Below are 24,799 nucleotides of genomic sequence, written 5' to 3' on the forward strand. Positions count from 1 at the left end.
AAGTCAACCGGAATACGCATACAAGGGTAGCAATAGAGTCTTGGATTACTTGTGTAGGGCTTCAATCCAAGATGCAAGCAGTGTTCCTGCCGCACCAGACGCCGTAGAGGAGAGGATGTCGTATACCTTGCGAAACAGGGTGGGATCGCTGTCAGAAATAGTTTTCGCTGCCGCCTCAATTTCTTTTCTATCCGCCAGAGCAGAAGGATTTGAAAGCTGGCTACTGAGGAGTTTCAGTGCCTGCTGAACCATTTCGTTGGAGCTATGCTGTCTGAGCAAATCAGCCATTTCACGTATTGAGTCGTCCCTTGGTGTCAGGCTCATCGCAATGACCTGGTGCAAACGATTCAGCTGATGTTCCAGTGAGGAAATTCGATCATTTGAATTCGCGACCGTCAGCGCGGTCAACCGTTTTTCAAATTCAAGCTCCACTTTTGCGATACCGAGCTTGTTGTTCAGTCTCATGATATCTATTTCACTGCTGAGTAGCTTCTCCGGGCCACTTATGCCCATCACAACGTCACCATATGTAGCCAGATCCCTCTCCACCACTTCACGCCATCCGGCTGGACTATTTATAGTCATTCGAACCAATGTCCCAAACTGCTCGATACGGACAGTCATCTCTTGATCCGGATACTTCTGTTTTAGTACTTCTGAGAAGTAGCTAAGTAACGCAATTCCCGCTTGCTTGAGTTCAGCCGGGAATTCAATTAGTCGTTGAATTCCACCGTCTCGCGTTACGTTTTCTCCATGACGCAACATTGTCGCGCGAGCTTCTGTTGCTGCGGCTTGGATGATTTTTTCGCCCTCCTGCATTGCTCTTTCTTTTGCCTCTTCGACTATGGATTGGGCCCGCCTTTCAGCGTCGGCAAGTCTTGCGCCTATTTCGTTCTTTAGTTCTTCCAGAGGCTGTTGATCACTTTTTGGAAAACTATCATTCATCTAGTTTTTCTCCATGAATTTAAAGAATGACATACATATCTCTACGTTGATTCCGTCAATGGATCCGCCATACTCGGTGCAATCTAACTGCAGTAGACCTGCAAAGGGACTTGATAGGTCTCTTATAGCCTGGTCATTAATATTGCTTCTACTGACGTTTTCCAACGGGATACGACTAAGAAGAATATTGGTTGACTACACTGTCCCGCCTATTGCACCTGTTCCTACAGCCCATAGTTTGTTGTTGGAGTCAAAGCTATTAGCCACTTCAGTCCCCAAAACTCCCATGGGACAAAAGCCAAGTCCAAACAACTCTGCGACCAGTCCTATTGTCTGCAACAATGCACCGGCATCTCGTAGAAGCAAAGACTCAAAGTTTTCATAAGCGATTTCAGGTCGAGCAATGTCAGCAATGAGGACTAGAAAGGCTCCGTTAGCTTTTGGCAGTACTTGGTGACATTTTTCAATCCAGTGACGCCTTTTTTGTTCAGGGAATAGTAAGCGCTCAAGCTCAGCACGCTCGGCATTGACGAGATAGACATCCGACTCGAAAAACAGAATTACCGAAATCGGATGTAGTGCACCAGCTGAAACCGAAGGTCGTTTGGTACGTTTGAGGGCGTCAGCGTCATTCAGCCACCTAGGTTCCAGCGCGAAAAGGAGTGCGCCCGCCAAAAGGTCAAGAGGCACACGCTTCAACTCTCGAATAGACCTACGGCTTTCGAACACATCAACAAATGAACGTCCATGCGGAACTTTGTACCGTTCAATGCCAGAGCTAAATTCCACAGGCCAACGAAAGTCGCTGTAAGCCTTCAAAGACAGTGGCACCGGCTCTTCAGTAAGGAGCATGACCTAACTCCTCTAAGGTCTCGTAATGTTTGCGGCAACCTCTACACATTCCGCAAGCGTGACTGGATACATGGCATGAATGAGCCCATGCAAGGATGTCTATAGGAACACCTGAGACTTTTATAAGTTCAGCCGCACTGAACTCAATAGCGGGTGCCCGTACTGTTAGCGCACCTTCTTGCATGCTCAACAATCTGCTCATATCCGAGACAAAGCTCATTCTTCCGTCAGCATGAAAGCCGTCAGTGCGCAAGCAACCGATTAGCAACTCCTTGGCACCGACTTGAATTGCTTTCATTGCGCCAAGCGTAATGAGCATTTGATTCCTAAACGGCCACCACTCACTAGCTGGCGCCAGAGGATCAGCTGTGCGACCAACCATGTCGCCGCTCCCGAGTGCACTTAGGTCTGTTTCTATGACATGGTGCTCTATACCTAAGGAGTTGCAAACCGCTTTAGAAGCGTAGAGTTCAGCTTCAGCAGCCTTTTGACCGTAAAGGACAGTTATTCCAAAAGCCGGACGAATCCAAAAAGCGATCGCAACTGAGTCCATGCCTCCAGATAGGAGGAGTGCCGATTTCATTTGTGCCATGCGCAATGGTGCATCGCAGTCACAAAGTCGTAAAAGACCTTGCAGCCTGAACCAACAACCATCTTCATGTCCTCTTCACTGACAGACTGTGCCAATGTGTACACCGGTATACCTTTAGCGCGTGCATAACCGATTTCGAAGACAGTCCCAGTGTCGATACCATCCAAAAGTGCGAAGACGCGATCACAGCTATCAAGTGCCTCGAGATCTTTTGGCGCCACTTCCCAGGCAGGACCCGGGCCTACATCGTGAACGGGAGAAAAGACGTCAAGCCCTACCTCTGTAAGGCCGCGTCTCGCCTCATCAATCATCCAGCGCTGCGCCAAATTGAAGAAAGGTCCGGCAAGATAGACGCGCCCTGGAACGACCGATACAGGTGTTCTGTCAATCTTGGCCAGTTCAGGTCGTGTGGGCGAAGGCAAGCTAAAGCTCTCAGCGTAGCATGACACTGCAACCGAGGCCTGAAGAGCAGCCTCTTTTGGTGTGAGCTTATGGACGGCCCAACCAGCCGTAAAAATTGCTGCGAAAACGTCACCTGAACCTATGGTCCAAACATTCTCACTTTGGAACGCAGGAACTATTGACTTGCCGCCGTCGTGTGTAAACACGAATGCACCAACGGCACCTGACTTGACTACAACAACTTCCGCGCCTGAATTCAATAACTTAGAGGCAGCCAAATCTACGTCCGATTCAGACGCCATTGCGCAGATTTCACTTCTGTTCGCGACTATCGCCAAATGAGTAGCTTTACTACCGTTCTTCCAAAAGCTCTCTGGAGAGTAGGCTGACTGAGGATCGTAGACACACCACTCGGCCTGAACTTTCGCATCACCATCCATCATTCCAAAACGAAGAACCACATCTCCATGAACCTCCAAAGTTGGGTTTCGATGAATTCTCCAAGGGGGAGGATGAATGGTCGGCGTTGACATGCAATGGACGTACTCAAATGAGATCGGTGCATTTGAGCTGTGGATGATTAACTCAAATCCATACACATTGGCCAACTGCTTAGCTCTTTGTTCCAATGAAGGTGCGAGCGCGGTAAACAACCTTACTTCGTCTATGTGACTGGAGAGCGCCGCGGCTGCGCGCCCAGCAGACCCAAAGACCTGATCCCATTCAGGCCAAAGGCAGTACTCTTGATAAACGCCACCAACCACTGCGATTGAAGTTTGCATCATGACAAATGCACCCGAACTTGGCATGCTCCACCGTTGACTGATAGAACGCGAGCCTTGTAGTTACGTCCAGCTTGAATGCACTCAATGATTTGGAGCATTGAGCGCGAAGTGATGGTGCCCAATGCTTCGCCCTCTTGATCTAGCACTAATAGCCTTCTCGGTGGCCCCTCGATGAAAGCGACATCAAGGTCATCCCCCACCCGGACATTTCGAAGACCATTTAATGAAGCTGAATTCAAAGTGGTTATTTCCTCCAGAACGCAAGGATCTGCGCCCCCTCCGATGGAAGTCGTTTGTTGAGAATTTTTTCCATCCTGAGCAGGCAGTGGCGCTGCTCTCCAGCTGTTTCCCGACGATGAACTACCCGACATTTCTTCTCCCTATTTACTTTTGTTGCTTTCATGAAGACCTGACAAAACTGAATAGCCTTCAATGCTGAAAAATGCCTACTCCAATTATTTGGATGGCCAATGACTCCCCAGTCATCAACGCGTCAGTGACTGGCGAACGGTTACTGGAAATCGTTTGTTTAGATTGGGCCGAGGTAGACAGTTAGGGTCAATCCTAGGTTCATGCCAAACGAGTAACTTTCTCCGCCGATGGCTCCACCGGAAGCTATTAGTGAGCTTCCGCCCATGTCTTCTCTGGTGTTTCCATCAAGAAGAAACTGATGGGTCGGAGTTGCAGCCGTTGCGATTGAAGCGGCCAAAAACCCGATGAACAAATTGCTGACGACAGCGTTATCTTTAGTTTTTTACATGCGTATCCACCAAAACTTACAATGTAAGTTTTGGTGGATACGGTGTCAAGCTTTGCGGATAATCCGCAGACCTAAGGAAGGCCGAGTGTTTGAAAACAAATCGGTAGCTCTATCTGAAGTTGTACAGACAATGCAAACGCGCTCGTGGTCTGATTCCGACGGTGCTCGAAGGTCTCAACTGCGGGGACAGCGACCACGTTTCAAAACAATTCTTTGTACGTAGACTCGTCCATTTAAGCTCCAGAGCAAATAGCGTTTCCTTGGCTGACCTAGAAGCGGTTATGTCACCTTGCCGACCATCTAACTTAAATGCGAGTGATAACACTTGCGCCTGTCATGGTGGGCGGCTTTAGGAAAAAGCCTTAACAGAGCGCCATCTTTGATTAGCAGCGTGCGTCGTCAATCTGATGAGCTGTGAACACCAATTCATATTTTTAGCAATCCAAAAGTCGGTAAGCTGAGTTCTTCTATCTAGAAACGTTGAACATCACCGGTTACGAACAACCAGTACCGCTCGTGCCAACGAGCAGCTGGATTGCAGCGTTAGCAGTTTTAGAGATTCGCAATTTGTCCGCTCTGAAACTGCCGTTAGTAAGCAGGTTTCAATAGGCGACCATGTATTGCGCAGCTCTTCAAAGTGAACCGCACCCAAGTGCCAAGAACTCCTGCTCATGCGGATCAGCTTTCCGTTAGATGTGACACCAATGTATGTCCTCTGGTCGCTGTGTCTTCACCGAGTCGGATTAAACGCAACGTCACGAGGCGTGGGTCTCGAACGGGGCGCGTAACTGATCTAGCTAGTATCGGACCCAGATCACAATGCAGAGTTCTTATTTAGAAGGGAGGGAAACATGACCACGTTTGCCGAATATGAGTTCATGCCAGTGGGCCAAGGACTCTTCGCTACGGGCAATCTAGGCCAAGCCTATGACCAGGTTCCGCGGTTTCGCTGGGTGTACGACTGCGGGACGCTGTCAGAGTCAGCTTTACTTGAGAAGGGACTGGAAAGACTTGAGACCGACGTCAAAAGCCAGAGTTCTGGCAAGCCTTCGCTGGATCTAGTCGTGATTTCTCATTTTGACGTTGACCATTTGAGTGGGCTAGCAGATCTGCTCACGCGATTTCGCGTCGAGACCCTCATGCTGCCGTTCACACATCTAGCCCAGCGACTGCGGCACATGTTTTCGCAGCGACCTTACACTGCTAGGGCGGACCGAGCGTATTACATCGACCCGATTGGGACGATCCTTGCGATGAAAGCTGTCGATATTGGCCAAATCGTGCTAGTGCCGCCATCCACTGGTGAATCGGTCCCAGATCAGCCAGATCGACCAATCGCTCCGAGGCCACCGCGAGAGTTAGGTGATGACAGTCGTCAAGAGCGCGAAGAACTCATGTTCGAAGAAGGTAATGTCTACGAAGCAAATGATCGTGATGAGCTCGACGCAATGCAAAAATCTGCAGCACCGCGACATGTACCTCTTCGCCTAATGAAAGCTGATTCCGCGGCAACGTATGACGGCGTCTGGGAGTTTGTTCCGTACAACGAGCCCAAGAGTAGAAGCAAAGCTAGCGTCGACTTTCTTCGGAAGGTCGAGGCCAAACGCCTCACACTTCTCTCGTCTACTTCTCTCACTGCGAGAAACGTTGCCATCGCAGATCTCAAGAAAGCATACGACGCACACTTCGGCGACTCCCCCAAAGCCCGTAACGTCATATCGCTGTTTCTGTACTCAGGGCCAATCGGGCAGCATTTGGATACTCTATTGATAGGCGAGCAAGCTCTCAAAACAGTGGCTCGAGACTGTATGTGGGCCTGCCCAGTTTGTTGGAGAATATGGTTTGACGCAGGGTGTTTGCCACGGACAGATCGGGCTAGCGGCGTGCTATACACCGGCGACGGATACATGAATAAGCCAAGTCGCTGGCAAGATCTAAGACGCCATTTTGGCGACCAGAGGATTGGTTGTCTCGTTGCCCTTCAGGTGATGCACCATGGTGCTCGAGGTAACTGGTTCCCAGGTTTCGCCAGTTTGGTTCGTCCGATGGTAAGCGTCTTCAGTTCAGATCCGGAGCGCGGGAATAAACTGAAGAACACAGGCAAAAGTTCTAGCCCTTCTAATCTCGCAAAGAAGCCTTATGAGCCGCACCCGCACGCCGAGGTGATGCGGGATTTCAGCAACTACAACCCTTTGCAAGCCAACAAGCTAAAAGGCGTTCAGATCTTGACCACATATCGCTGAAACCAAAAGGCAATCTCGCATCAGTGCATTGGTATGCACCTATCGAGATTCGTCCTAAGAACGTGGCGCATCTAAATGATTTACGGCGTTACCGTCGACGCTTACAGCGCCAACGGAAGGCAGATGCTGACAGCCTCAATACCGTTAGCTGGAGGTGATTTGGCCTGCCAGAAAACTACCTGTCGTGAGCAACCGCTCCTCGCCTAAAGCTGCTATCACAGGAGTGCTCATCTCCAAGGTCGTGGTCGACCTAAACCATCACAGATGCTCAGTATTAAAGGAATACTCACCGAATTGTGTTCGGTGTGGCCTTTGGCCTCTTGGTACATCAATGGACAGTGAAGTCCTCACAAACCAAAATTTGAGTCTAAATTATCAATCAGGTGATAGTCTGAAGCGATCAAATTGACTGCAAAGAAGTTTCCACGTGGAAACTTTGAGTAGATTCTCTTCGCAACGTCTCCAAAGCTAATCTTGTTGAACTATCGCAACGTATGCGATTCAATGTATAAAAAGCTTCCTCATGGAAACTTTTGAATCAGTCGGCAATACGGCTGACAGAGGATTTAATACCTAAAGCGAAAGGCTAAACCTGTGTACCTTTAGATACCCGACCAAAGACACCATCAAAACCTGCACTGTCCAATTTCTTGCCTTTTGAATTTTGAATCGGTCCCCAATCAACCATCCATGACGGGACTGAATTGGCATGAATGCAGAAAAGTTTCCACGTGGAAACTTTCACCATAACTTGACCTATTCTTAAACACTTCAATTCGCTCTGCTTTAGCTAAGGTCTGAACTGGCTCGATCCCGAAAAGTTTCCACGTGGAAACTCTCAACTCGTTCAAATTCATACGGGTCTCGAGCTCTGTCGCGGTGACCACTTCTGGCAGCTAAAAGGCGTCCGTGGAAAAGTTTCCACGTGGAAACTCCCTGCCTATTCACACTCAATCGTTGCCCGATCTACCGTCCATGACGATTCTGAAATGGCTTGGGTGTAGAAAAGTTTCCACGTGGAAACTTTCAGCTCACTCAAATTCAATCGAGTCCCGAGCTCTATCTCGATGAACATTTGTGGCAGCGCGAAGGTGCGTAGGCCGGAATTCACTGACCATCATTACGGCAATTGGTGACTAGTACGCTGGTCATGACCACCGGCAGCTATCGACCCAAAGCGGACTTCTGAGTCCCTGGAATTCCTGCCCAAAAGCGGACATCCGATCTGTTACAAATCAGGCGGGCTTGTAGTGGTCGCCTATGTAGCGATTGCGGTCATTGACGTTAAGTCGCTGAACGACAGATCTGGGCCATACAAGCCGTCGCGGGGGTGTGGCCGCTTTCAAGCACGTCTGACACCCCGAACCTCGCCGCTTATCTTGCACAAAAAATAAACACGAACCTTTGTGACCCCGGATACGAGTTACAAGTCGTCATCGGAATGAATCAATTGTTCAAGCCCATTTGAAGCTAAGCACTTGTCTACAAAATCAGCGCCGATATGATTAGCAGCACGAAATTTCTGCAGGACAGTTGCAAATCCCCCCGCGTCATATGCCTGAGAATTCATCGAGGCAGCAACTATAAGTTTGGTCACGGTGATTTGGCTAAAGTCAGTGGCATTGGATGCGATGCACTGAAAATATTTGTTCGCTGAGGCATAGTTTGGGGCGTGCCTTACAAACATCGTCATTCGCTCCTGCAATATTGGCGGGAAGTCAAACCACAAGTTATCGGTGATTTCTTTGAAAGTAGCCGCTGAATACCGAGCGTTTCTAGCTATATCAAAAATATTGTCATTCAAAGTATAGAGTTCGTCGAACACGCTTGACGGAGAATTCTTTACAAAATTCAGCAGTCGTTCTTTTTGCGGTTCAGACAGCGCTGTCCAGAGCATCTCGCATCCGTTGTTGAAGCCAGATACAGCGACCAGTAGCATCTCATCACTCGTTGCACGTTCCAATTGCTTACCGAAAACATCAACGACAGTTTTTTCCCATATTTGTGGATGCATTTGACGACCGCACATCAGCACTTGTTGGCACTTGTTTCGTTTTTTGTAATCGACTTTTTCAAGAAAAATTGACTTCAGTAACACCACCAAAAAATTGCGAATCAATGCTTCTCTAGCCTTAGGGAGAGCCCCCTCTTTTAAGCGCGCCATCACTTTTTCAAACGAAGAAGGGAACGTCACGGACCCGACGTCCTCCAGCAGCCGATCCAGCGCTCCGTTACCTTGAGCTGGCTCGTGTTGGAGTAAGTGACATACGGCGTTTCGAATATGCAATCTTGATAGCTCAGAGGCAACCTCAAAGACTTCAGAGTCATTGTTTTGTTTTGAGAAGGGTGCGCACAGCGATTGCGATCTTCCTTTAATCTCTCCAAGTCAATTTTCTCTGTATGTGAGACAAATTCAAATTGGAGCGCGAGACTTGGAATGGTGGCTTCAAACTTCATCGCCGACTGGAAATCACCTGCTGCTTGGTGTTTTTCCAAGTCCGCTGTGATCTTTTCAGCGTGGCTGTCTCCGGCTGCCGCCAATTCTCGGAGCTTATCTACAAAGTCAAAACAAACCGCTATCCAAGTAGCAACAACAGCGGCTCTATAGGCACCAGACCGATAGCACCTTACAGCTTCATCGATGTATTTTCTTGCCCTTTCATCGCGGCACCGCATAACCAATTCATCCAGATCTGCCAGCATGGCGACTCCAATTCAAGACATCCGATTCAGCAAAACACTCAAGGAGCAAGAGCAATCCATTGTTGCAGCGGTGTCGGTTTAAGGGCGAGCCGATACGGGCTTGAATGCGACCGTGCAAATTGACTCCTGTTAGCTTAGGAAACAGCTTACTTCAAATGTCGAGACGCATTCCATAAAGCGGGAGGGTCCGCATTCTGGCTTTGCCAATATTCCATCGAAAGATCGCTTTGGGTCGATTGTGTGAAGTTGCATTTCTTCCACGAGGGACTGCCTCTAGCCTGAAGACGTCTCAGCTTTGCAGCGGAAACCGACGTTCAAAAAACACCCGATTGGGGGATGTTCAAGCTGGTTCCGAGGCGCAAAAATTGTGAAATAACTGGCGCACTCCATTTCTTACAAAGCACGGGGTTGGTCGAAACTTTTACACCTGTACAAACGAACATGAGTATTCCGGACATTGAGACTGCGAAAGGCTTTCCAGCGCATTTGGCGCCGAGTTTATCCCGCAGCCTCCAGAATATCCCGCAGGTTTTACGGCACACATTACGCTGGGTGTCACAAACTCTGCCGTCATAGAGGTCGATGAAATGTCATTCGCCCCCTACACGAGTGAGCAGGACAAGCTCGATCGATTTGTCAACTCGTTCGGTACGCAATCTTTCCGAGATCAAGCGGACCGGGACTACATCGCCGCTCGATTGGCCTGTCGCCATGAACTATTTCCGCAGTTCCTTTGGGCTGCGCATCAAGCGATAGAGAAGTACCTGAAGGCCATCCTTCTCTACAACCGCGTAAAGGCAACTGAGGTGGGTCACGATTTGGCTCTCGCGCTGTCACTCACAGAGGCGCTGCCTTTCCAGATCGAACTCTCCGCTAGAAGCCGTAAGTTCCTTACCCATCTAGCGGAGGTCGGTGAATTCCGATACATCGACATTCCTTTTCACGTCCACGGCCACATATTGATCGACCTTGATTTGGCTGTTTGGGAGGTTCGTCGCTATTGCCAAGTCCTCAACGTCTTCGGAAAAGTGCTTCCGCTTGGAGAACAGAAGCTGCTTGACGCAGCACTGTTAGCCTTGGCCGATAGTAAGGCGGAACCCCGGCACAAGTTTCGTTTACAGAACGGCCTTCTGGAACAGATCCTGAATGACAAGAAGCATCCGAGTCGTTCAGCACTGCTCTGGAACAACCCTTGTTATGGCGTCCGAAAGCGAGATACAGTCCGAGCAAAGAGTCATTTGAGCGCACAGAATCCACTTCTTTACCTCTACCCAGAAATGCTGGACGAGTTGGTGAAGTACGTCTTCATCCCAAAGAAGCTTGTGTCCGGCTATCGGCAACACCTAGCCGAGATAAAGTCCGGAGCTAAGGCTAGGCCATAGCCGTGACGTCCAATCCTTCCTTCGAGCGGGCTGGCCGCCGGCCAGTCGCTCAAGTCAAACGTTAGGCTTCGTATTCCACCATGCAGTCGTCCACCTTCCTTGTCGACAACGAGCCGTATTGCATCTGGGACCCAGAACTGCAAGACAGTTGCACGCGCTTCTTGAAGGGTCTCGATCCAGATTATTTTCAGTACGCGTTCAATGCACATCTCGAAACGGAAGACGAGAAGAGGGCGTCAGTTGCCCTACGTCTCAGTCTCCACCACGGCCTCGAGGCATTCTTCTCGCTTGTCGGTGCATTCGTTCAAGCTCCCGATTGTCCCTTCGCCTGGCTGTCGAAGTGCCCCACCGCCGCGCTTCGTTCGGTTGTGGAACGAATAGGCAAAGGCGATAAGGAACTCTTCACTAAGCTCAACATCTCGGAGCCAAGTTGGCGCGAGATTGCCCGCTGTGTTCACCACACCTATATGCCAGGTACCGAGCGCCAAGCGGAGACGGTGGATGGATTCGCAAAGCTGTGGCAGCGTATGGCCCGTGAATTTCTAGCCATTGAGCACATTGACGAGTACAACTCAATCAAGCACGGCTTCAGAGTCCGAAGCGGTGGATTTGGCCTTGCTGTTGCGGTCGAAAGTTCGCCCGGCGTCGCGCCAGCGCCTGAAGCTTTTCAGGGGCTTGGCAAGTCCGACTTCGGAAGCACATTTTTCAAAATCGAGCCGTTGTCGGGGTGCAAGGGCGAACGGAGCCTGGTTCTCGCTGAGCAATCCGTCAACTGGTCTCTGGAGCGGATAGTGCTTCTCAACCAAGCCACCTACATTTCCATCAATAACGTTGTCAGTGCGCTCCGCATCGTCAACAACTTCGCTGCCTCAGACTGTAAGTTTCTTAGACCAGAGGATTCAAAGAACTTCCTGAGCGCTTGGGATCACTCCCCGGGCGTAGGATCTATGACATGGCGACGGGGTACCAATCCCACCATCGCCCGCACGCTCACGCGAAGAGAGATACTTGACTCCCTCAATCGCAGCAACGACGTCTAACGATTCGTTCAACCGGAAAGCCAACAGCAGGCCACTAGGCACGACCTGGCGGTACGCGGTACATTGTCTCCAGTCAGAGCTTGGCGTCCTGCCTTGGCCTCTCGATTCGCTAAACGTTAACTACTGCTATCAGCCTGTTGCGGTCATGTCTGAATCAGGCTGAAAGCGGACATTCGCTGCGATCCTAAACAGTCGATAACGTTGATGGCAACTGGGCCTCACCCCCACGCGGCGAACCCGCTTCCTGCATCTGTGGTGCAGTGTTTGCCGACCAGTTAAACAACATGCGCATTGCCTGGCTTCCCGTTGGCAGAATTCCAGAAGCCACAACGCATAACCCCTAGTGGGCTCCAAAGCTGTTGCGCTAAAACTTTCAAGCGATGCCCTCATATGGTCGGGAAACAAAGCGGAAATTTCCAACAATGCGGCCTTAAATCCATCGTTGTCGTGACCCTCGTCGAAGCCGCGCTGATACGCTTTGAGCAGTTCAGCAAGTACCGCCGGACCGGCCAAGCCGCAGCTTCGCGCGCGAAACAATCACCTGTCTCTACTAATGCCAGCAGCTTCGGAACGTCGTCAGCATCAGATTCTGCTTACAGCCTCTCCGCCGCCGCTACACACGCTTCTACGCTTTGTGTATCTAAGGCAGACATGATCTCGTTCCAAGCGGTGGCTTCCATATCGCAAAATGTCAGGTCAAGTGAAGGGTTAGGCGGCACCCGCTTTACCGCCAAGATCCGGGCGCATTGTTCTTTGGCGCTTCGCCTAGACCATAGCGAAGAATGTTTTCCATACCGATCCGTTTCATAGCTTCCAGATGCTTTGGGCTTACGGTTTGTCCGTAATTGTCTAGGAGCGCCTGTAATCTATTTGCTCGTTCATTAGCGGTCATTGTTTCGCTAAACAAAATCATAAGAATTTCTTCGATCTTCTTGACGTTGTCGAAAGTTCTGAGCTTGTCATTGAGCTTGAGGGCCAGTTCCCTGCAATGTGAGACAACTTCACCGGGGGGGCTTTCGCCTCGTAATTCTGCGCTTGCTACCCAGAAATACCAGTTGTGCAAATCTAATAGGTGGAAGTAGGCATCAACATGAGCTTCTTGCTTTCGCTTGTTGAACTCGTGATGACGTTGAACAATGCTTGCAATGAGTGCCCCCACAAGCGTTGCTAGTACCCCACCCAAAAAACCAAACCAAGCATCGCTCATACTTTTCCTTTGACGCCGAACGTTCGAATTAACCGGCCTGCCGTAGTGTGCCCGGTTGAATGAGGGGTTAGGCCTAATGCGGCACCAGCTCAACCATGGGGTGATGCTGTCCAGGCACAGGCTTCAATAGATACGCTTGTGAACCTGAAGTCCCGGCGGCATCAATAAACGAGATCGTAAGGGTGGAAGGGCTCCTTGCAACTCCAGTTGTGTACGTCCAAGACAAACCTAAGGTCTCGCCATGGCTCCACGTGGGCGACCGTTCGCGCGATTGAGACTTCATTGGCGGGTCGAACGTGAACGAGACTTCGGTTGCATGGTTTCCCATGTTCTTGATACTCGTCTCGTAGCGAGCCTCTACTCCATTGAACCCAGCGCCGACGCCTTGAGCAATTAGTTGCGGTCTTGCTGCCTTCGCTGCTCGGTCGCGTTCATAGCGGATCACCTCAAGTTCGGCTTCAACTTGAGATCGCGAGACTTCGACCAGTTGGCGCTGTTGCTCAGCGGACTTGTGAAGCTCTTCAGCTTGCAGGCGAAGCGCTTCTGTGTTCTGGCGAAGTTCAACGCCCTGCTGAAAGAACCCAAGAACGAGCCAAAGAATTGCAACAGGGCCAAATGCTCCAGCCAAGAAGTCGCCGAGATTATTCAGTGGCATGCTCTGAAGTTCGGGAAGGCGTTCAAGGCAAAGAAGTGCTACCGCCAGCAGATAAATGGCTGTTCCACTTATGCCAACTACAGATAGAGTGCGATTCATACGTGCCTAACGTAATGGACTCCGCAGAACCTGCGGGATATTCTGGCGGCTGCGGGTAAAGCTAGGAGCAATTTGCGCGGCGAAGCCTCTCTCAGTCGCGTTGTCGAAAATTTTCATGTGCATTCGTACAGATATAGAAATTCCGACAAACTCCGCATGTTGTAAGTCTTGGAATTGAGTGAACATTAATCGATACTCACGTTCACATTGACCTGTGAACATCCCCTTTTCGGGTGATATCGCAAGGGTCCGCTTCCGCTGCAAAGCTGAGACGTCTTCAGGCTGAAAGCAGTCATGGCATTCCCCACGATGCTGTTTGTTTCATCATCGCTTGGAATTCATTCTTTCAATGATTTCGGATGCAAGAGTGTCACCTCCCGCGGCAGCCTTACCAAACCAATGTCTTGCTTTGTTCACATCGCTCGGTACGCCAATACCTTTTGCGTACATGGCCCCTAGCGCAGTTTGCGATGGAACGTAGCCGGAATCCGCAGCAAATTGAAAAAGCTCCAATGCGCGCTCGTAGTCAACCCGAACACCTTGCCCATTTTTGTAAAGCAGACCTAGGTTGTGGTGAGCGGCGATATGACCGCCGTTAACAGCCTGCTGGTAATAGCCGGCTGCTTTGGCATCGCTTTTTTCAACACCTTGACCCTTGTGAAACATAAGACCCAGGTTGTAAGCTGCCGTCTTATGTCCATTTTTTGCGGCTTCATTGAACCACTTGGCCGCCTGTATATCGTCAGATGTAACGCCATCACCGTCTTGCAAAATTTGCGCTAAATTGAACTGAGCATCGGGGTGGCCTAGTTCCGCAGCTTTCTTAAACCAGACTGCTGCAACGGCATCGCTTTTTGAAACGAATTGCCCTTTCATGTGCATGACACCTAGCATGAACTGTGCATCTGGCTCGTTGGCTCTCGCCAACTCCGCAAATAGTGCATAGGCTCTTTTGAAACCCTCTAACCCACCTTTTTTCCACAATTCCAACGCCTGCTGACCCTTGACCTGTATTGCTATGTCTTGATCACCGGATGCATTCTCATTCGTCGAAAACACTGACGCATGCAGTTCTCGGCGTACTTCGGGCACCGAATAAAGCATGCTCATTACTGTAAGCAGCAGCAACGGCCAACGCCAACGTGCTCGATGCCATTGTGACTTGACCGACTCACGAGTGAACTGCAAAAACTTCATGCTCATGTCGTTTAAGTGAACTCATTTCGAATGTCCAAAGCTGGGCGTGAAATGCCCGTCGAGTTCGGCGCATTGTCATTGTCTTAGTCGAGCCTGATAACCCCCTAATTGGGTGATTTCGCGAGGGCCCGCTTCCGCCGCAATTCTGGCGCTGTTTACTGTGTCAAACCATCCCTCATTCGAGTGATTCTTCCTTCCGGGCATCGAGTAGATGCGTTTTGACGAAGCTCTTGAACTTCGCCCGGTCTGTGACCAGAGTTTGAACCCCTCAACTAAAGGAGTTCATCATGGAAACCTACTCGGACACAGCACACAGGGAGCCTTGGAACAAGGGAAAGATCGTTGGCCAAAAGGCGCCCCTGCGCCTCAAAGACATCTGGGCCATCCGAATCCGCCTTCAACTTGGTAACCGGACTCGTGAGTTGGCCATGTTTGACCTGGCTTTGGACAGCAAGCTGCGCGCCTGTGACTTGGTGAAACTGAGACTGCGGGACATCGCCCATGGGGATCACATCAGTGCCCGTGCAATCGTGATGCAACAGAAGACTTCACTTCCTGTCCAGTTCGAAATCACGCAACCAACCAGAGAGGCTGTCTTGGAGTGGATCAAGGAAGCGGGCTTGAAATCTGAAGACTACTTGTTTCCCTCTCGGGTCCATGACTCACCGCACATCGGGACGCGGCAGTACGCCCGCATCGTTGATGGTTGGATCAATGAAATCGGATTGGACCCTTCTGCCTATGGGACCCACAGCATGCGAAGAACAAAGGCATCGTTGATTTACCGCCGCACCAAGAACATCCGAGCGGTGCAGTTGCTACTGGGGCACACCAAGCTAGAGAGCACGGTTCGCTATCTGGCGATTGAGGTGGAGGACGCTCTAGAGATGGCAGAGCAAACGGAGGTTTGAACTGCGCCCACTGTTGGATCTTGAAGAGAGTCTGATTCATCCGGGTGCTGGAAAGCGGACATTGACCAATAGCCGCATCTGGCCCACAAATGACATTGATCGCCTCCAGATCAACTCACTCTGATCAACACAAAAAAACCAGCTGTTGGTTGTCAGTAATATCCGGAGCAGATGGTCAAGTCAACCGGAATACGCACGAAGGCGTATACGGAAAAGTTTCCACGTGGAAACTTTCTTCATAACCTGACTTTTTCAAACATCTCTAATCGATCAGCTGCCGCCGAGCTCTAATCTGGATCGAGTCCAGAAAAGTTTCCACGTGGAAACTTTCAGCTCACTCAGCTCCAAATCAGCCCCAGGCACATCCAAGCAACTACTTGCGGCAACTAGAAAACGTCAAGGGAAAAGTTTCCACGTGGAAACTTTCTGCTCGCTCAGCTCCAAATCAGCCCCAAGCACATCCAAGCAACTACTTGCGGCAACTAGGATAGCCTCACCTTGAATAGTTTCCACGTGGAAACTATTGTTTACATAGCTACATCGGCTGATAGAACAATTGAGCCCCTGATTCGAAAGCTGGACAATCACAGATGAAGTCGTCCACTGATCGCACTGCCTAAAACTTACTCAGTCCAATTGCTTTCCTTTGGATGTACGAATGGTTCCTCTGCCGACGGTCCATGGTTGAGCCTCAATTTCAAAGTACTTGATTTTCTTGAACTCACGGACAATGAATTCCAAAGGAATGTCTTGCTTCCCATAGCCATCAGTGATGGCGCCGTCTCCACTGGCGTGTCCCATGATTCGATGAATCATCTTGGTTTCAAGGTTGACGGCAACCATAAAATCTTTGAAAGTATGACGGAATGAGTACAGGACTTTTTTGGGATTAGAAATGCCCAACATGTCTTTCTTAAATCGTCCGAAGAACTTTCCGAATGCGCCGCAAAACTTACCGTGCCAGTCCTTCTTAAGTTCCGGGAACAGCATGAAATTCCCATCTTGTCTGACGAACTCAATGTATCGAATAAAGCCTAAGCGAATGAGTTCAGGAGCAACGGGTACAACTCGGATAGACATCACGTTCTTTACGAAGCGACTATTCCCTTTCTGCTTTTCTGCAAGCTCCTTGGATGACTCAAAGAGGTCCGTATCGGGTTCAGGTCTGTCTGTAATGTTGAAGTACCAACCAAACTGCTCATCACAAACCACATCAGAAACCGCCAATCCGGCGATCTCCTCGGGACGTGCACCTGTGTAATACATGATGAGCGGCAACCAGTAAGTTGCCTCGGCAGATTGCCCTGACGAGCGCAGCTGTTTGTCGTTATAGATGTCCGACGAAAAAATCTTTTGAATGTCTGCCTGTTCGAACGGCAGACGCCTAGCCACTCGCTTTGCCCGGGTGCTCTCTTTCAAACCGATGATGTGCTCTGCAGGGTTATGAGGGACCACACCCTTCGAGCGGGCGACTCTTAACAGCGCCTTGATTTTGTCGAGCCTTGCGTTGAGGGTAACTGTGGCCAAGCCCTTTTACTCATCCGGCCAACAAAGCCGCGTATGGTGTCTTCCGTCATCTCGGCTGGGGAAAGGATGCCAGACTCCTTTGCGAAGGCTTCAAGGGCTCTCCAGGGGGTCTGGGTGGCAATAGCTGTGGACTTAGGACGGTCTTTGACATAGTCCCGCCAAACCACGAAAACCTCTTCCCATGTTTTGTTTTGTGGAGCAATAGAGCTTCCCACCTCGCGTGGAGACTGTCCTTGTGGGGCAATAGTGGGAACAGGAACGACCTGCCCTTCCTGGCGGGCTATCCGATGATCCAGCGCCGTCACTACGGACTGCAGAAAAATTCGCCCTGCTCTCTTCGCCGCTTCAGGAGTGAAATCCACCTCCAGGCCACACATGAACAGAAAGCTTTGCAGTGCCGGTTGAATCCGATGTGCCTGGCCCTGGCTGAGCATCCGACCTAAATCCTGACGCTGCTGGGTTAAATCTTTGCCCAGTTCTTCGAACTCATCATCATCGAGTCCTTGCTCTCGCGTGCGGTCGTCTGTCTCAAGAACTTGTTGGACCCAATACTGGGCCAATCCTTGGAGCTGCTCATCGGAGAGACTTTGCAGACGCCGAGACTCCTTCTGAGCCATCTGCGCGCGCAGTTCCTTAGCGATACGCTCAAACTCAGCCTCAACTTTGACGTTTTCGCGTTCAGCGCGCCTCTTGGCTTCCCGCAAATCTGAGGTGTGCAGACTGAGGGTGATGTGCGTTTTGCTGGAGGGGTACGCCCGGCGGAGCGAATTTGGGATGCGACGGCGGTAATACGCTGTGCAGTGTTTGCCGTGAATGTAGAGATGTTCCGAGATTGCTTTCATGCTTTGCTCACTTAAGTGTACAAAGCTGTGTATCAACCTCAGTTTATATTCTCGTGCAAGTTATTGATTCCCTTGAGAATCAACAACTTACACTCGATTTTTTATATTTTGGGGTGGCTGATGGGGCTCGAACCCACGACAACAGGAATCACAATCCTGGACTCTACCAACTGAGCTACAGCCACCGTAGACAAAAATTATAACCTGAATTTCAGGCTCCAGATCAATTCTGCGCTGTTTTGGCAGCACCGGGGGCCGGAACCTTGATCTGCACCTTGAAGCGTTGCTTCAGACTTTCGTAGTAAGCGCTGCTCTCGGACGCAGCAACCCATTGCGCATACTGAGCTTGCTCTTGCTTGCCTTTGGCTTCCTCCACGGCATTGCGTGGCAACACTTTGTTGACGCGCACCACCACGTAGCCTTGAGCGCCCACATCGGCACCGGCAAAGCCGGGCAGCTTGGCCGGATTGACCTTCAATGCAGCATCCACCACAGCACCCGCCAGTCCTTGCGCGGCGTCGCGAGACAGCGTGACAGCAGCGGGCATGGTCACGGCAGAGGGATTGGCTTGCAAAGCGGCCAGCTTCTCGGTGCCCTCCTTTTTGGCCTGCTCCAGAGCGCGGCTTGCCACCAAACGTTCACGGACCTGGGCCTTCACCTCATTGAGTGCCAGGGGACGCGCCGGGCTATATGCCACCACACGGGCAGAAACCAGTTGATTGGCGCCCAGCTCCAGAGCTTCGGTATTGCGCTTCTTCTCCAGGGAATCAGTGCTGAAAATGGCTTCCAACAACTTGGGATTCGCCAAGGGATCAGCTGCGCCGGGCAGAGGCTGGCGCTGCACATTGGTGGCCGTTTTGACTTCCAGCTTCAAACGCTCAGCCACAGGCTTCAGGCTGTCGGATTGCTCGTATACACCATTGGTAAAGGCCTCTGCGACTTCGGCGAACTTTCGCTGCGCCAATTGGGCGCGCAGCTCAGGCTCCAAGCTGGCCCGGGCCTCTTCGAATGTGGGCTGCTTTGCACCCTTCACATCCACCAACTTGATGATGTGGAAGCCGAAGTCGGACTCCACCAAGTCGCTGATTTCGCCCTTCTTCATGGAGAACGCCGCATCTTCGAAGGGCTTGACCATCGCGCCACGGCCGAAGAAATCCAGGTCTCCACCGCGAGGTGCGGATCCTGCGTCTTGAGAATTCTTTTTGGCCACCTCGGCAAAGGAGTCGGGAGCCTTGCGCACTTGAGCCAGCAAAGCTGTCGCACGCTCTTTGGCCTTGGCGCGGTCAGCGGCCGGCATGTCCTTGGGAGCGTTGATCAGGATGTGGCTGGCGCGACGCTCTTCTTTGGCACTCAAGCGACTGGCATTCTGCTCAAAGTAGGTCTTGAGGTCAGCTTCATTCACGGACACTGTCTTTTTGACGGCTTCCAAGTCCAGCACCACGTACTCCACGTTGGCGGTTTCAGTGGACTGGAACAGAGCCGAATTCGCTTGGAAGTAAGCATCGATATCGGCATCTGACGGATTGATTTTGCTGGCGTAATCCGCAGGACTGAAACGCAAAACCTGTACTTCACGGCGCTCAAAAAATGCGTTCAGCGCCAAGTCCGATAGTGCCTTGGGAGAAAACGCGGTGCCCGTCACAGCGGACTCCACCTGCATCAAAGACAGATCACGGCGTACACGGGCCTCAAAACCTTCCGGGGTCAGGCCTTGGCTCGCAGCCAATTGGCGATAGCGCTCCATGTCCAAGGTGCCATCGGGTTTGCGCAAGCTGGCGATCGTGGGGTTTTGCTGCAGCTCGCGCGCCAATCGGGCGTTGCTGGTCGTCATGTGGGCGGTCTGCACCGCTTCGGCCATGACCTTTTCACGAACCAAGCGTTCCAGCGTGGCGTAGCGGGCTTCGGCGGAATCCAGCAATTTGGGGTCCAAATTCGGCACGGAGGCACGGAGGCGATCCACCTCATTTTTGTGGGCAAAGTCCCACTCTTCTTGCGTGATCTTGGCGTTGCCAATGGTTGCGACTGTTGCCCCGCGACCGGCCATGCTCTTGTAGCCGTCCACACCGACCAGAACGAAGGCGGGGATGATCAGCAAGAACATGAGGAACATCAAGACCTTCGTGTGCTTGCGAACAAAATCAAACATGCGCTAACTCTCCATGTGAACAACAAAAAAGGCGAACAATTTGTTCGCCTTTGCTGGGTGGGGGTGGTGGGTGATGACGGGCTCGAACCGCCGACCTACGCCTTGTAAGGGCGCCGCTCTACCAACTGAGCTAATCACCCCCCCGAAAACCGGATTTCAGTTCAGGGCATCTTTCAATGCTTTGCCTGGACGGAACTTTGGAACCTTGGCAGCCTTGATTTTAATCGCAGCGCCGGTGCGTGGATTGCGACCTGTGCGAGCAGCGCGCTTACCAACCGCAAATGTACCAAAACCCACGAGGGACACTGTGCCACCCTTTTTCAAGGTGGTCTTCACTGCGCCGATGGTGGATTCCAAAGCGCGAGTAGCAGCTGCTTTGGAAATGTCAGCGTGCTTGGCAATGTGCTCGATCAATTCTGTTTTATTCACAAGGACCCCTTAGTCGGAAGCGGAGTTAGACGATGTCTCTTCAAAATTCTGAGGTGCTTTTTCCGGAGGGTTTGCGCAACGCACAAATCTTTAACGGAATCCACACCCTGCGGCCGCTGCATTTAAAGCAGCGCGGAGGCGAATTCTAGACGTAAATCTGTGTTCATCCCGCACTCTTCAAAGATTTTTATTTGTGAGCGATTGTCATGCCGAATGCGGTTGACAAGTCCACAAAACCGGCGCGCTCACTGGGCTCGGGCGCGAATCTCAGGCAGCGCTTTTTGCAGGTAATAGGCCATGGACCACACCGTGAGCACCGCAGCAATCCAGATTAACCAAACACCCCATATGTGTGTGTCGATAAGCCCGAACAACATGCCGTCAAACAACAAGAACGGAATCGCCACCATCTGCACCACGGTCTTGAGTTTGCCGATCATGTGAACCGCCACACTCTTGCTGGCGCCGATCTGCGCCATCCACTCACGCAGGGCGGAGATGGCAATTTCCCGGCCGATGATGATGAGCGCCACAAACACGTCGGCTCGCTGCAGGTGCACCAGCACCAGCACACAGGCGCACACCAAAAACTTGTCTGCCACCGGGTCGAGGAATGCTCCGAAAGACGAAGTCTGGTTGAGCTTGCGCGCCAGGTAGCCGTCCAACCAATCTGTCAGCGCAAACAGCACAAACATGACCGTAGCGACCAGGTTACGTTCGTGGATGCTGGCCATGCTATCGGGCAGATAGAACACGCCCACGATGAGGGGGATCGCGAAAATTCGCGTCCAGGTCATGATGGTGGGGATGGTGGTAAACATGGCTGGATTGTGGCACGCCTTAGTGCAACGCCCGGTAGATTTCCTCTGCAAGTTCACGCGATATGCCTTCGACCGATGCGATGTCCTGTGCGCTGGCCTGCTCCACCCCGCGCACGCCACCAAAGCGCTGCAACAGCCTGGCGCGCCTTTTGGGGCCGATGCCGGGAATGTCTTCCAGCTTGCTGCCGCCGGTGCGTACCTTGGCCCGCGCAGCGCGCATTCCGGTAATCGCGAAGCGGTGGGCCTCATCGCGGATTTGCGCCACCAACATCAGGGCCGCTGAATCGGCACCCAGATAGACCTTGTCGCGCCCATCGGCAAACACCAGCTCCTCCAGCCCGACCTTGCGGCCCTCGCCTTTTTCAATACCCACAATCAGCGACAGGTCCAGCCCCAAGCTCTCAAAAACCTCTTTGGCCATGGACACCTGCCCTTTGCCGCCATCCACCAACACCAAGTCAGGTAGGCGCGTACTATTGCTGGGCGGGGTGCCGCTGTGCTTGGCCTCCCGGATCGCCTCGGCCATCTTGCTGTAACGGCGTCTGAGCACTTGCCGCATGGCGGCGTAGTCGTCCCCGCCGGTAATGCCGTCGATGTTGAAACGCCGGTACTCGGCGTTTTGCATCTTGTGGTGCTGAAAGACCACGCAAGAGGCCTGCGTCGCCTCGCCCGCGGTGTGGGAGATGTCAAAGCACTCGATACGCAATTCGTCGAGGTTTTCGAGCGCCAGATCCAGGGCATCTGCAAGGGCGCGGGTGCGCGCCTGCTGCGAACCCTCTTCGGCCAACAAGCGTGCCAGCTGCAAGCCGGCGTTGGTTTGCGCCATCTCCAGCCAGGCGCGCCGCTGCTCGCGGGGCTGATGAATCGCTGAGGCCTTCACGCCGGTTTGCTCTGCCAGTGCCTGCATCAAGCCCTTGCTCACCGGCTCACTCACCACCAACACCGAGGGCATGGGCACCTGGATGTAGTGCTGGGCAATAAAGGCTTCGAGTACCTGCACTTCTACCGATGCAGTGGCCACGCCCTCTTCCGAAGACTCCATGGCCGAGGCGTCTTCAACATGCACCGGAAAGTAAGGCCGGTCGCCCAGATGGCGGCCCCCACGCACCATGGCGAGGTTCACACACGCCTTGCCGCCTTGCACCTTGACAGCCAGGATGTCCACATCCCGGTCCGACACGTTGTCCACCGACTGCTGGTGCAACACATTCGACAAAGCGGCTACCTGGTTGCGCAACTCAGCTGCCTTCTCAAACTCCAGCTTCTCGGCGTGCGCCATCATGCGGGACTCCAGCCCGCGCATCACATCCTGGGCTTCTCCCCGCAGGAAGCGCTCTGCATTCGCTACATCCTGCGCGTAGTCCAGCGGCTGGATATGGCCGACGCACGGTCCGGAGCAGCGTTTGATCTGGTACAGCAAACAGGGCCGGGTGCGGTTCGCAAAAATCGAATCTTCACAGGTGCGCAGGCGGAACACCTTCTGCATTAGCAGGATGGCCTCCTTGACCGCCCACGCGCTGGGGTAAGGGCCAAAGTAGCGATGCTTTTTCTCCACCGCGCCGCGGTAGTAGGACACGCGGGCGAACTCCACTGGCTGTGGCGCGCGCGCCGGAGCAGCAGCATCGGCGGGAGTCATGTTCTTGGGCACCGGCGGAGTACCCGTCATCTTCAAGTACGGGTAACTCTTGTCGTCGCGAAACAGGATGTTGTACTTGGGGTTCAGCGTCTTGATGAGGTTGTTTTCCAGCAGCAGCGCCTCCGCCTCGGAGCGCACCACGGTGGTCTCCATGCGCACAATCTTGCTGACCATGTGCCCGATGCGGGTGCCGCCATGGTTTTTTTGGAAATAGCTGCTGACCCGCTTTTTCAAGTTGATGGCCTTGCCGACATAAAGCACCTGTCCGTCGGCATCGAAATAGCGGTACACGCCGGGCAGGGACGGGAGCGCTGCCACTTCGCGCAACAACTCTTCAGGATGGGTATCACTCATGGGGCGCTATTGTCGGCCCACGCAGCGCCCTTGTGCACAATCGGGCGTATGTCCTCCCAGCCAGCAAGCCCGCTCCCCGAGCCACACACCCCAGCCCCTGCATGGCTATGGGATGTGTTCTGCCAAGTCATCGATAACTTCGGTGACATCGGCGTGTGCTGGCGTTTGTGCGCGGACCTTGCGCAACGCGGCCACACCGTACGCCTATGGGTGGACGACAGCAGCGCGCTGGACTGGATGGCGCCCGGAGCCCGCCAAGGCCAATGGTCCGGCATCAGCGTGCGGGCATGGGAAGAAGCCGCGGACGCTGCAAAGCTGCACGATCTCCCGCCCGCCGATGTGTGGATTGAAGGTTTCGGATGCCATATTGCTCCTGAATTTATAGCAGCTCGCGCAGATTCGATAAGCGCCACAGCCATAAATGGCACCAAACCTCCGGTGTGGATCAATCTCGAGTACCTGTCTGCCGAAGACTATGTGGAGCGCTGCCACGCCCTGCCCTCGCCAGTGATGCAAGGGCCCGCCAAAGGTTGGACCAAGCACTTTTATTACCCTGGCTTCACCGCAGGCACCGGTGGCCTCTTGCGCGAGCCGAGCTTTGAAGAATCGCAACACGGGCTGGATAGCACCTGGCGCGGCGCCTGGCTGGCAGACCATGGCGTGGCATGGTCGGGCGAGCGCCTGATCAGCCTCTTTTGCTATGAGCCAGCCGCCCTGGCGCAGGCCCTGGCCGACTGGATGCGCTCAGACGCACCCACCTTGCTGCTGGTGACGCCGGGGCGGGCAACGCGTGCAGTAACTGAAGCGCTGCCCGAAGCGCAATCTTTGGCAGGGCTGGGGCTTCCCAACAGCCCTTTGCGCCTTCACTACCTCGAAGCCATGAGCCAACCAGACTTCGACGCCCTGCTGCACTGCTGCGACCTGAACTTCGTGCGTGGGGAAGATTCCCTGGTTCGCGCGCTCTGGGCCGGCCAGCCCTTTGTCTGGCACATCTACCCCCAGGACGATGGCGCACATGGCGAAAAACTCGCTGCATTTTTGGACTGCATGGGCGCAGACGCCACCGTGCGCCAGGTCCATGCCGCATGGAACGGAATGCCGCTGAACCACGGCGCCTCGGGCCAGCAACCGGCGCTGGATTGGAGTCGCTTGCCCTTGAGAGATTGGCGTCTACAGATGCAAGGCTGGCGTGACCGGCTGCGCCAGCAGCCCGACTTGGTGAGCGGTCTGCTCAGTTTTGTAGAGAAAAGGCGATAAAATACGAGGCTTTG

The 24,799-nt window shown here is 52.6% G+C and carries 20 protein-coding genes and 2 tRNA genes; 5 read left to right on the forward strand and 17 right to left on the reverse strand.

Features of this window, described 5'->3' with window-relative positions; translation table 11 throughout:
• Positions 1 to 45 precede the first annotated feature (45 nt).
• The 4 genes from RAN89_RS18630 to RAN89_RS13975 all read right to left on the reverse strand — a co-directional run bounded on the left by RAN89_RS18630 (position 46) and on the right by RAN89_RS13975 (position 3,576).
• Positions 46 to 945, reverse strand: a complete 900-nt coding sequence (locus RAN89_RS18630) for a F0F1 ATP synthase subunit B family protein (RefSeq protein ID WP_428984453.1) — start codon at positions 943 to 945, stop codon at positions 46 to 48.
• A gap of 195 nt (positions 946 to 1,140) precedes the next feature.
• Positions 1,141 to 1,797 carry a nitroreductase family protein gene (locus RAN89_RS13965; protein WP_313866878.1) on the reverse strand — a complete coding sequence of 219 codons (657 nt, stop codon included), beginning with the start codon at positions 1,795 to 1,797 and terminating at the stop codon, positions 1,141 to 1,143.
• Entirely contained in the window at positions 1,784 to 2,389 is a 606-nt protein-coding gene (locus RAN89_RS13970) for a 7-cyano-7-deazaguanine synthase (protein ID WP_313866879.1), read from the reverse strand. The genes RAN89_RS13965 and RAN89_RS13970 overlap by 14 nt, the downstream gene beginning before the upstream one ends.
• Positions 2,377 to 3,576 carry a PfkB family carbohydrate kinase gene (locus RAN89_RS13975; RefSeq protein ID WP_313866880.1) on the reverse strand — a complete coding sequence of 400 codons (1,200 nt, stop codon included), beginning with the start codon at positions 3,574 to 3,576 and terminating at the stop codon, positions 2,377 to 2,379. The genes RAN89_RS13970 and RAN89_RS13975 overlap by 13 nt, the downstream gene beginning before the upstream one ends.
• Before the next feature lie 1,611 nt (positions 3,577 to 5,187).
• Between RAN89_RS13975 and RAN89_RS13980 the strand changes: the two genes are divergently transcribed.
• The gene (locus RAN89_RS13980) at positions 5,188 to 6,579 is read left to right on the forward strand and encodes an MBL fold metallo-hydrolase (protein WP_313866881.1); all 1,392 of its coding nucleotides are present in this window, start codon (positions 5,188 to 5,190) and stop codon (positions 6,577 to 6,579) included.
• A 1,423-nt stretch (positions 6,580 to 8,002) separates the two neighbouring features.
• Here RAN89_RS13980 and RAN89_RS13985 read toward each other — a convergent pair.
• The gene (locus RAN89_RS13985) at positions 8,003 to 8,773 is read right to left on the reverse strand and encodes a hypothetical protein (RefSeq protein ID WP_313866882.1); all 771 of its coding nucleotides are present in this window, start codon (positions 8,771 to 8,773) and stop codon (positions 8,003 to 8,005) included.
• Positions 8,770 to 9,282, reverse strand: a complete 513-nt coding sequence (locus RAN89_RS13990; protein WP_313866883.1) for a hypothetical protein — start codon at positions 9,280 to 9,282, stop codon at positions 8,770 to 8,772. The genes RAN89_RS13985 and RAN89_RS13990 overlap by 4 nt, the downstream gene beginning before the upstream one ends.
• 587 nt (positions 9,283 to 9,869) lie before the next feature.
• On the opposite strand from RAN89_RS13990, the gene RAN89_RS13995 reads away from it, so the two are divergent.
• Both RAN89_RS13995 and RAN89_RS14000 read left to right on the forward strand, forming a co-directional pair.
• The gene (locus RAN89_RS13995) at positions 9,870 to 10,664 is read left to right on the forward strand and encodes a HEPN domain-containing protein (RefSeq protein ID WP_313866884.1); all 795 of its coding nucleotides are present in this window, start codon (positions 9,870 to 9,872) and stop codon (positions 10,662 to 10,664) included.
• An 80-nt stretch (positions 10,665 to 10,744) separates the two neighbouring features.
• A complete protein-coding gene (locus tag RAN89_RS14000) occupies positions 10,745 to 11,704 on the forward strand; it encodes a hypothetical protein (protein ID WP_313866885.1) in 960 nt (319 codons plus the stop codon).
• 724 nt (positions 11,705 to 12,428) lie between these two features.
• Here the strand turns inward: RAN89_RS14000 and RAN89_RS14005 are convergent.
• From RAN89_RS14005 to RAN89_RS14015, 3 genes are all read right to left on the reverse strand, one after another.
• Positions 12,429 to 12,911, reverse strand: a complete 483-nt coding sequence (locus tag RAN89_RS14005; RefSeq protein ID WP_313866886.1) for a hypothetical protein — start codon at positions 12,909 to 12,911, stop codon at positions 12,429 to 12,431.
• A gap of 73 nt (positions 12,912 to 12,984) precedes the next feature.
• A complete protein-coding gene (locus RAN89_RS14010; protein ID WP_313866887.1) occupies positions 12,985 to 13,665 on the reverse strand; it encodes a hypothetical protein in 681 nt (226 codons plus the stop codon).
• 324 nt (positions 13,666 to 13,989) lie between these two features.
• Positions 13,990 to 14,862 carry a tetratricopeptide repeat protein gene (locus tag RAN89_RS14015; RefSeq protein ID WP_313866888.1) on the reverse strand — a complete coding sequence of 291 codons (873 nt, stop codon included), beginning with the start codon at positions 14,860 to 14,862 and terminating at the stop codon, positions 13,990 to 13,992.
• 287 nt (positions 14,863 to 15,149) lie between these two features.
• On the opposite strand from RAN89_RS14015, the gene RAN89_RS14020 reads away from it, so the two are divergent.
• Positions 15,150 to 15,773, forward strand: a complete 624-nt coding sequence (locus RAN89_RS14020) for a tyrosine-type recombinase/integrase (RefSeq protein ID WP_313866889.1) — start codon at positions 15,150 to 15,152, stop codon at positions 15,771 to 15,773.
• A 627-nt stretch (positions 15,774 to 16,400) separates the two neighbouring features.
• Here RAN89_RS14020 and RAN89_RS14025 read toward each other — a convergent pair.
• From RAN89_RS14025 to uvrC, 8 genes are all read right to left on the reverse strand, one after another.
• A complete protein-coding gene (locus tag RAN89_RS14025) occupies positions 16,401 to 17,300 on the reverse strand; it encodes a site-specific integrase (RefSeq protein ID WP_313866890.1) in 900 nt (299 codons plus the stop codon).
• Positions 17,249 to 18,142, reverse strand: a complete 894-nt coding sequence (locus RAN89_RS14030) for a DUF6538 domain-containing protein (protein WP_313866891.1) — start codon at positions 18,140 to 18,142, stop codon at positions 17,249 to 17,251. Before RAN89_RS14030 ends, RAN89_RS14025 begins: the two co-directional genes overlap by 52 nt.
• Positions 18,143 to 18,251: 109 nt before the next feature.
• Positions 18,252 to 18,327, reverse strand: a tRNA-His gene (locus tag RAN89_RS14035).
• Positions 18,328 to 18,365: 38 nt separating this feature from the next.
• Positions 18,366 to 20,288: a peptidylprolyl isomerase gene (locus RAN89_RS14040; RefSeq protein WP_313866892.1), complete on the reverse strand. Its 1,923-nt coding sequence runs from the start codon at positions 20,286 to 20,288 to the stop codon at positions 18,366 to 18,368.
• Between the two features lie 64 nt (positions 20,289 to 20,352).
• Positions 20,353 to 20,428 (reverse strand) — tRNA-Val (locus RAN89_RS14045).
• A 16-nt stretch (positions 20,429 to 20,444) separates the two neighbouring features.
• Positions 20,445 to 20,717, reverse strand: a complete 273-nt coding sequence (locus tag RAN89_RS14050; RefSeq protein WP_066709320.1) for an HU family DNA-binding protein — start codon at positions 20,715 to 20,717, stop codon at positions 20,445 to 20,447.
• Between the two features lie 245 nt (positions 20,718 to 20,962).
• Positions 20,963 to 21,538: a CDP-diacylglycerol--glycerol-3-phosphate 3-phosphatidyltransferase gene (pgsA, locus tag RAN89_RS14055; RefSeq protein ID WP_313866893.1), complete on the reverse strand. Its 576-nt coding sequence runs from the start codon at positions 21,536 to 21,538 to the stop codon at positions 20,963 to 20,965.
• Positions 21,539 to 21,557: 19 nt separating this feature from the next.
• A complete protein-coding gene (gene uvrC / locus RAN89_RS14060; RefSeq protein WP_313866894.1) occupies positions 21,558 to 23,528 on the reverse strand; it encodes an excinuclease ABC subunit UvrC in 1,971 nt (656 codons plus the stop codon).
• 48 nt (positions 23,529 to 23,576) lie between these two features.
• Here uvrC and earP point away from each other — a divergent pair, with 48 nt between their 5' ends.
• On the forward strand, positions 23,577 to 24,785 hold the full coding sequence (gene earP, locus RAN89_RS14065; protein WP_313866895.1) for an elongation factor P maturation arginine rhamnosyltransferase EarP: 1,209 nt from the start codon (positions 23,577 to 23,579) through the stop codon (positions 24,783 to 24,785).
• Positions 24,786 to 24,799 lie beyond the last annotated feature (14 nt).

Origin of the sequence: Rhodoferax mekongensis, assembly GCF_032191775.1 — a bacterium.
GTDB classification, from domain to species: domain Bacteria; phylum Pseudomonadota; class Gammaproteobacteria; order Burkholderiales; family Burkholderiaceae_C; genus Allorhodoferax; species Allorhodoferax mekongensis.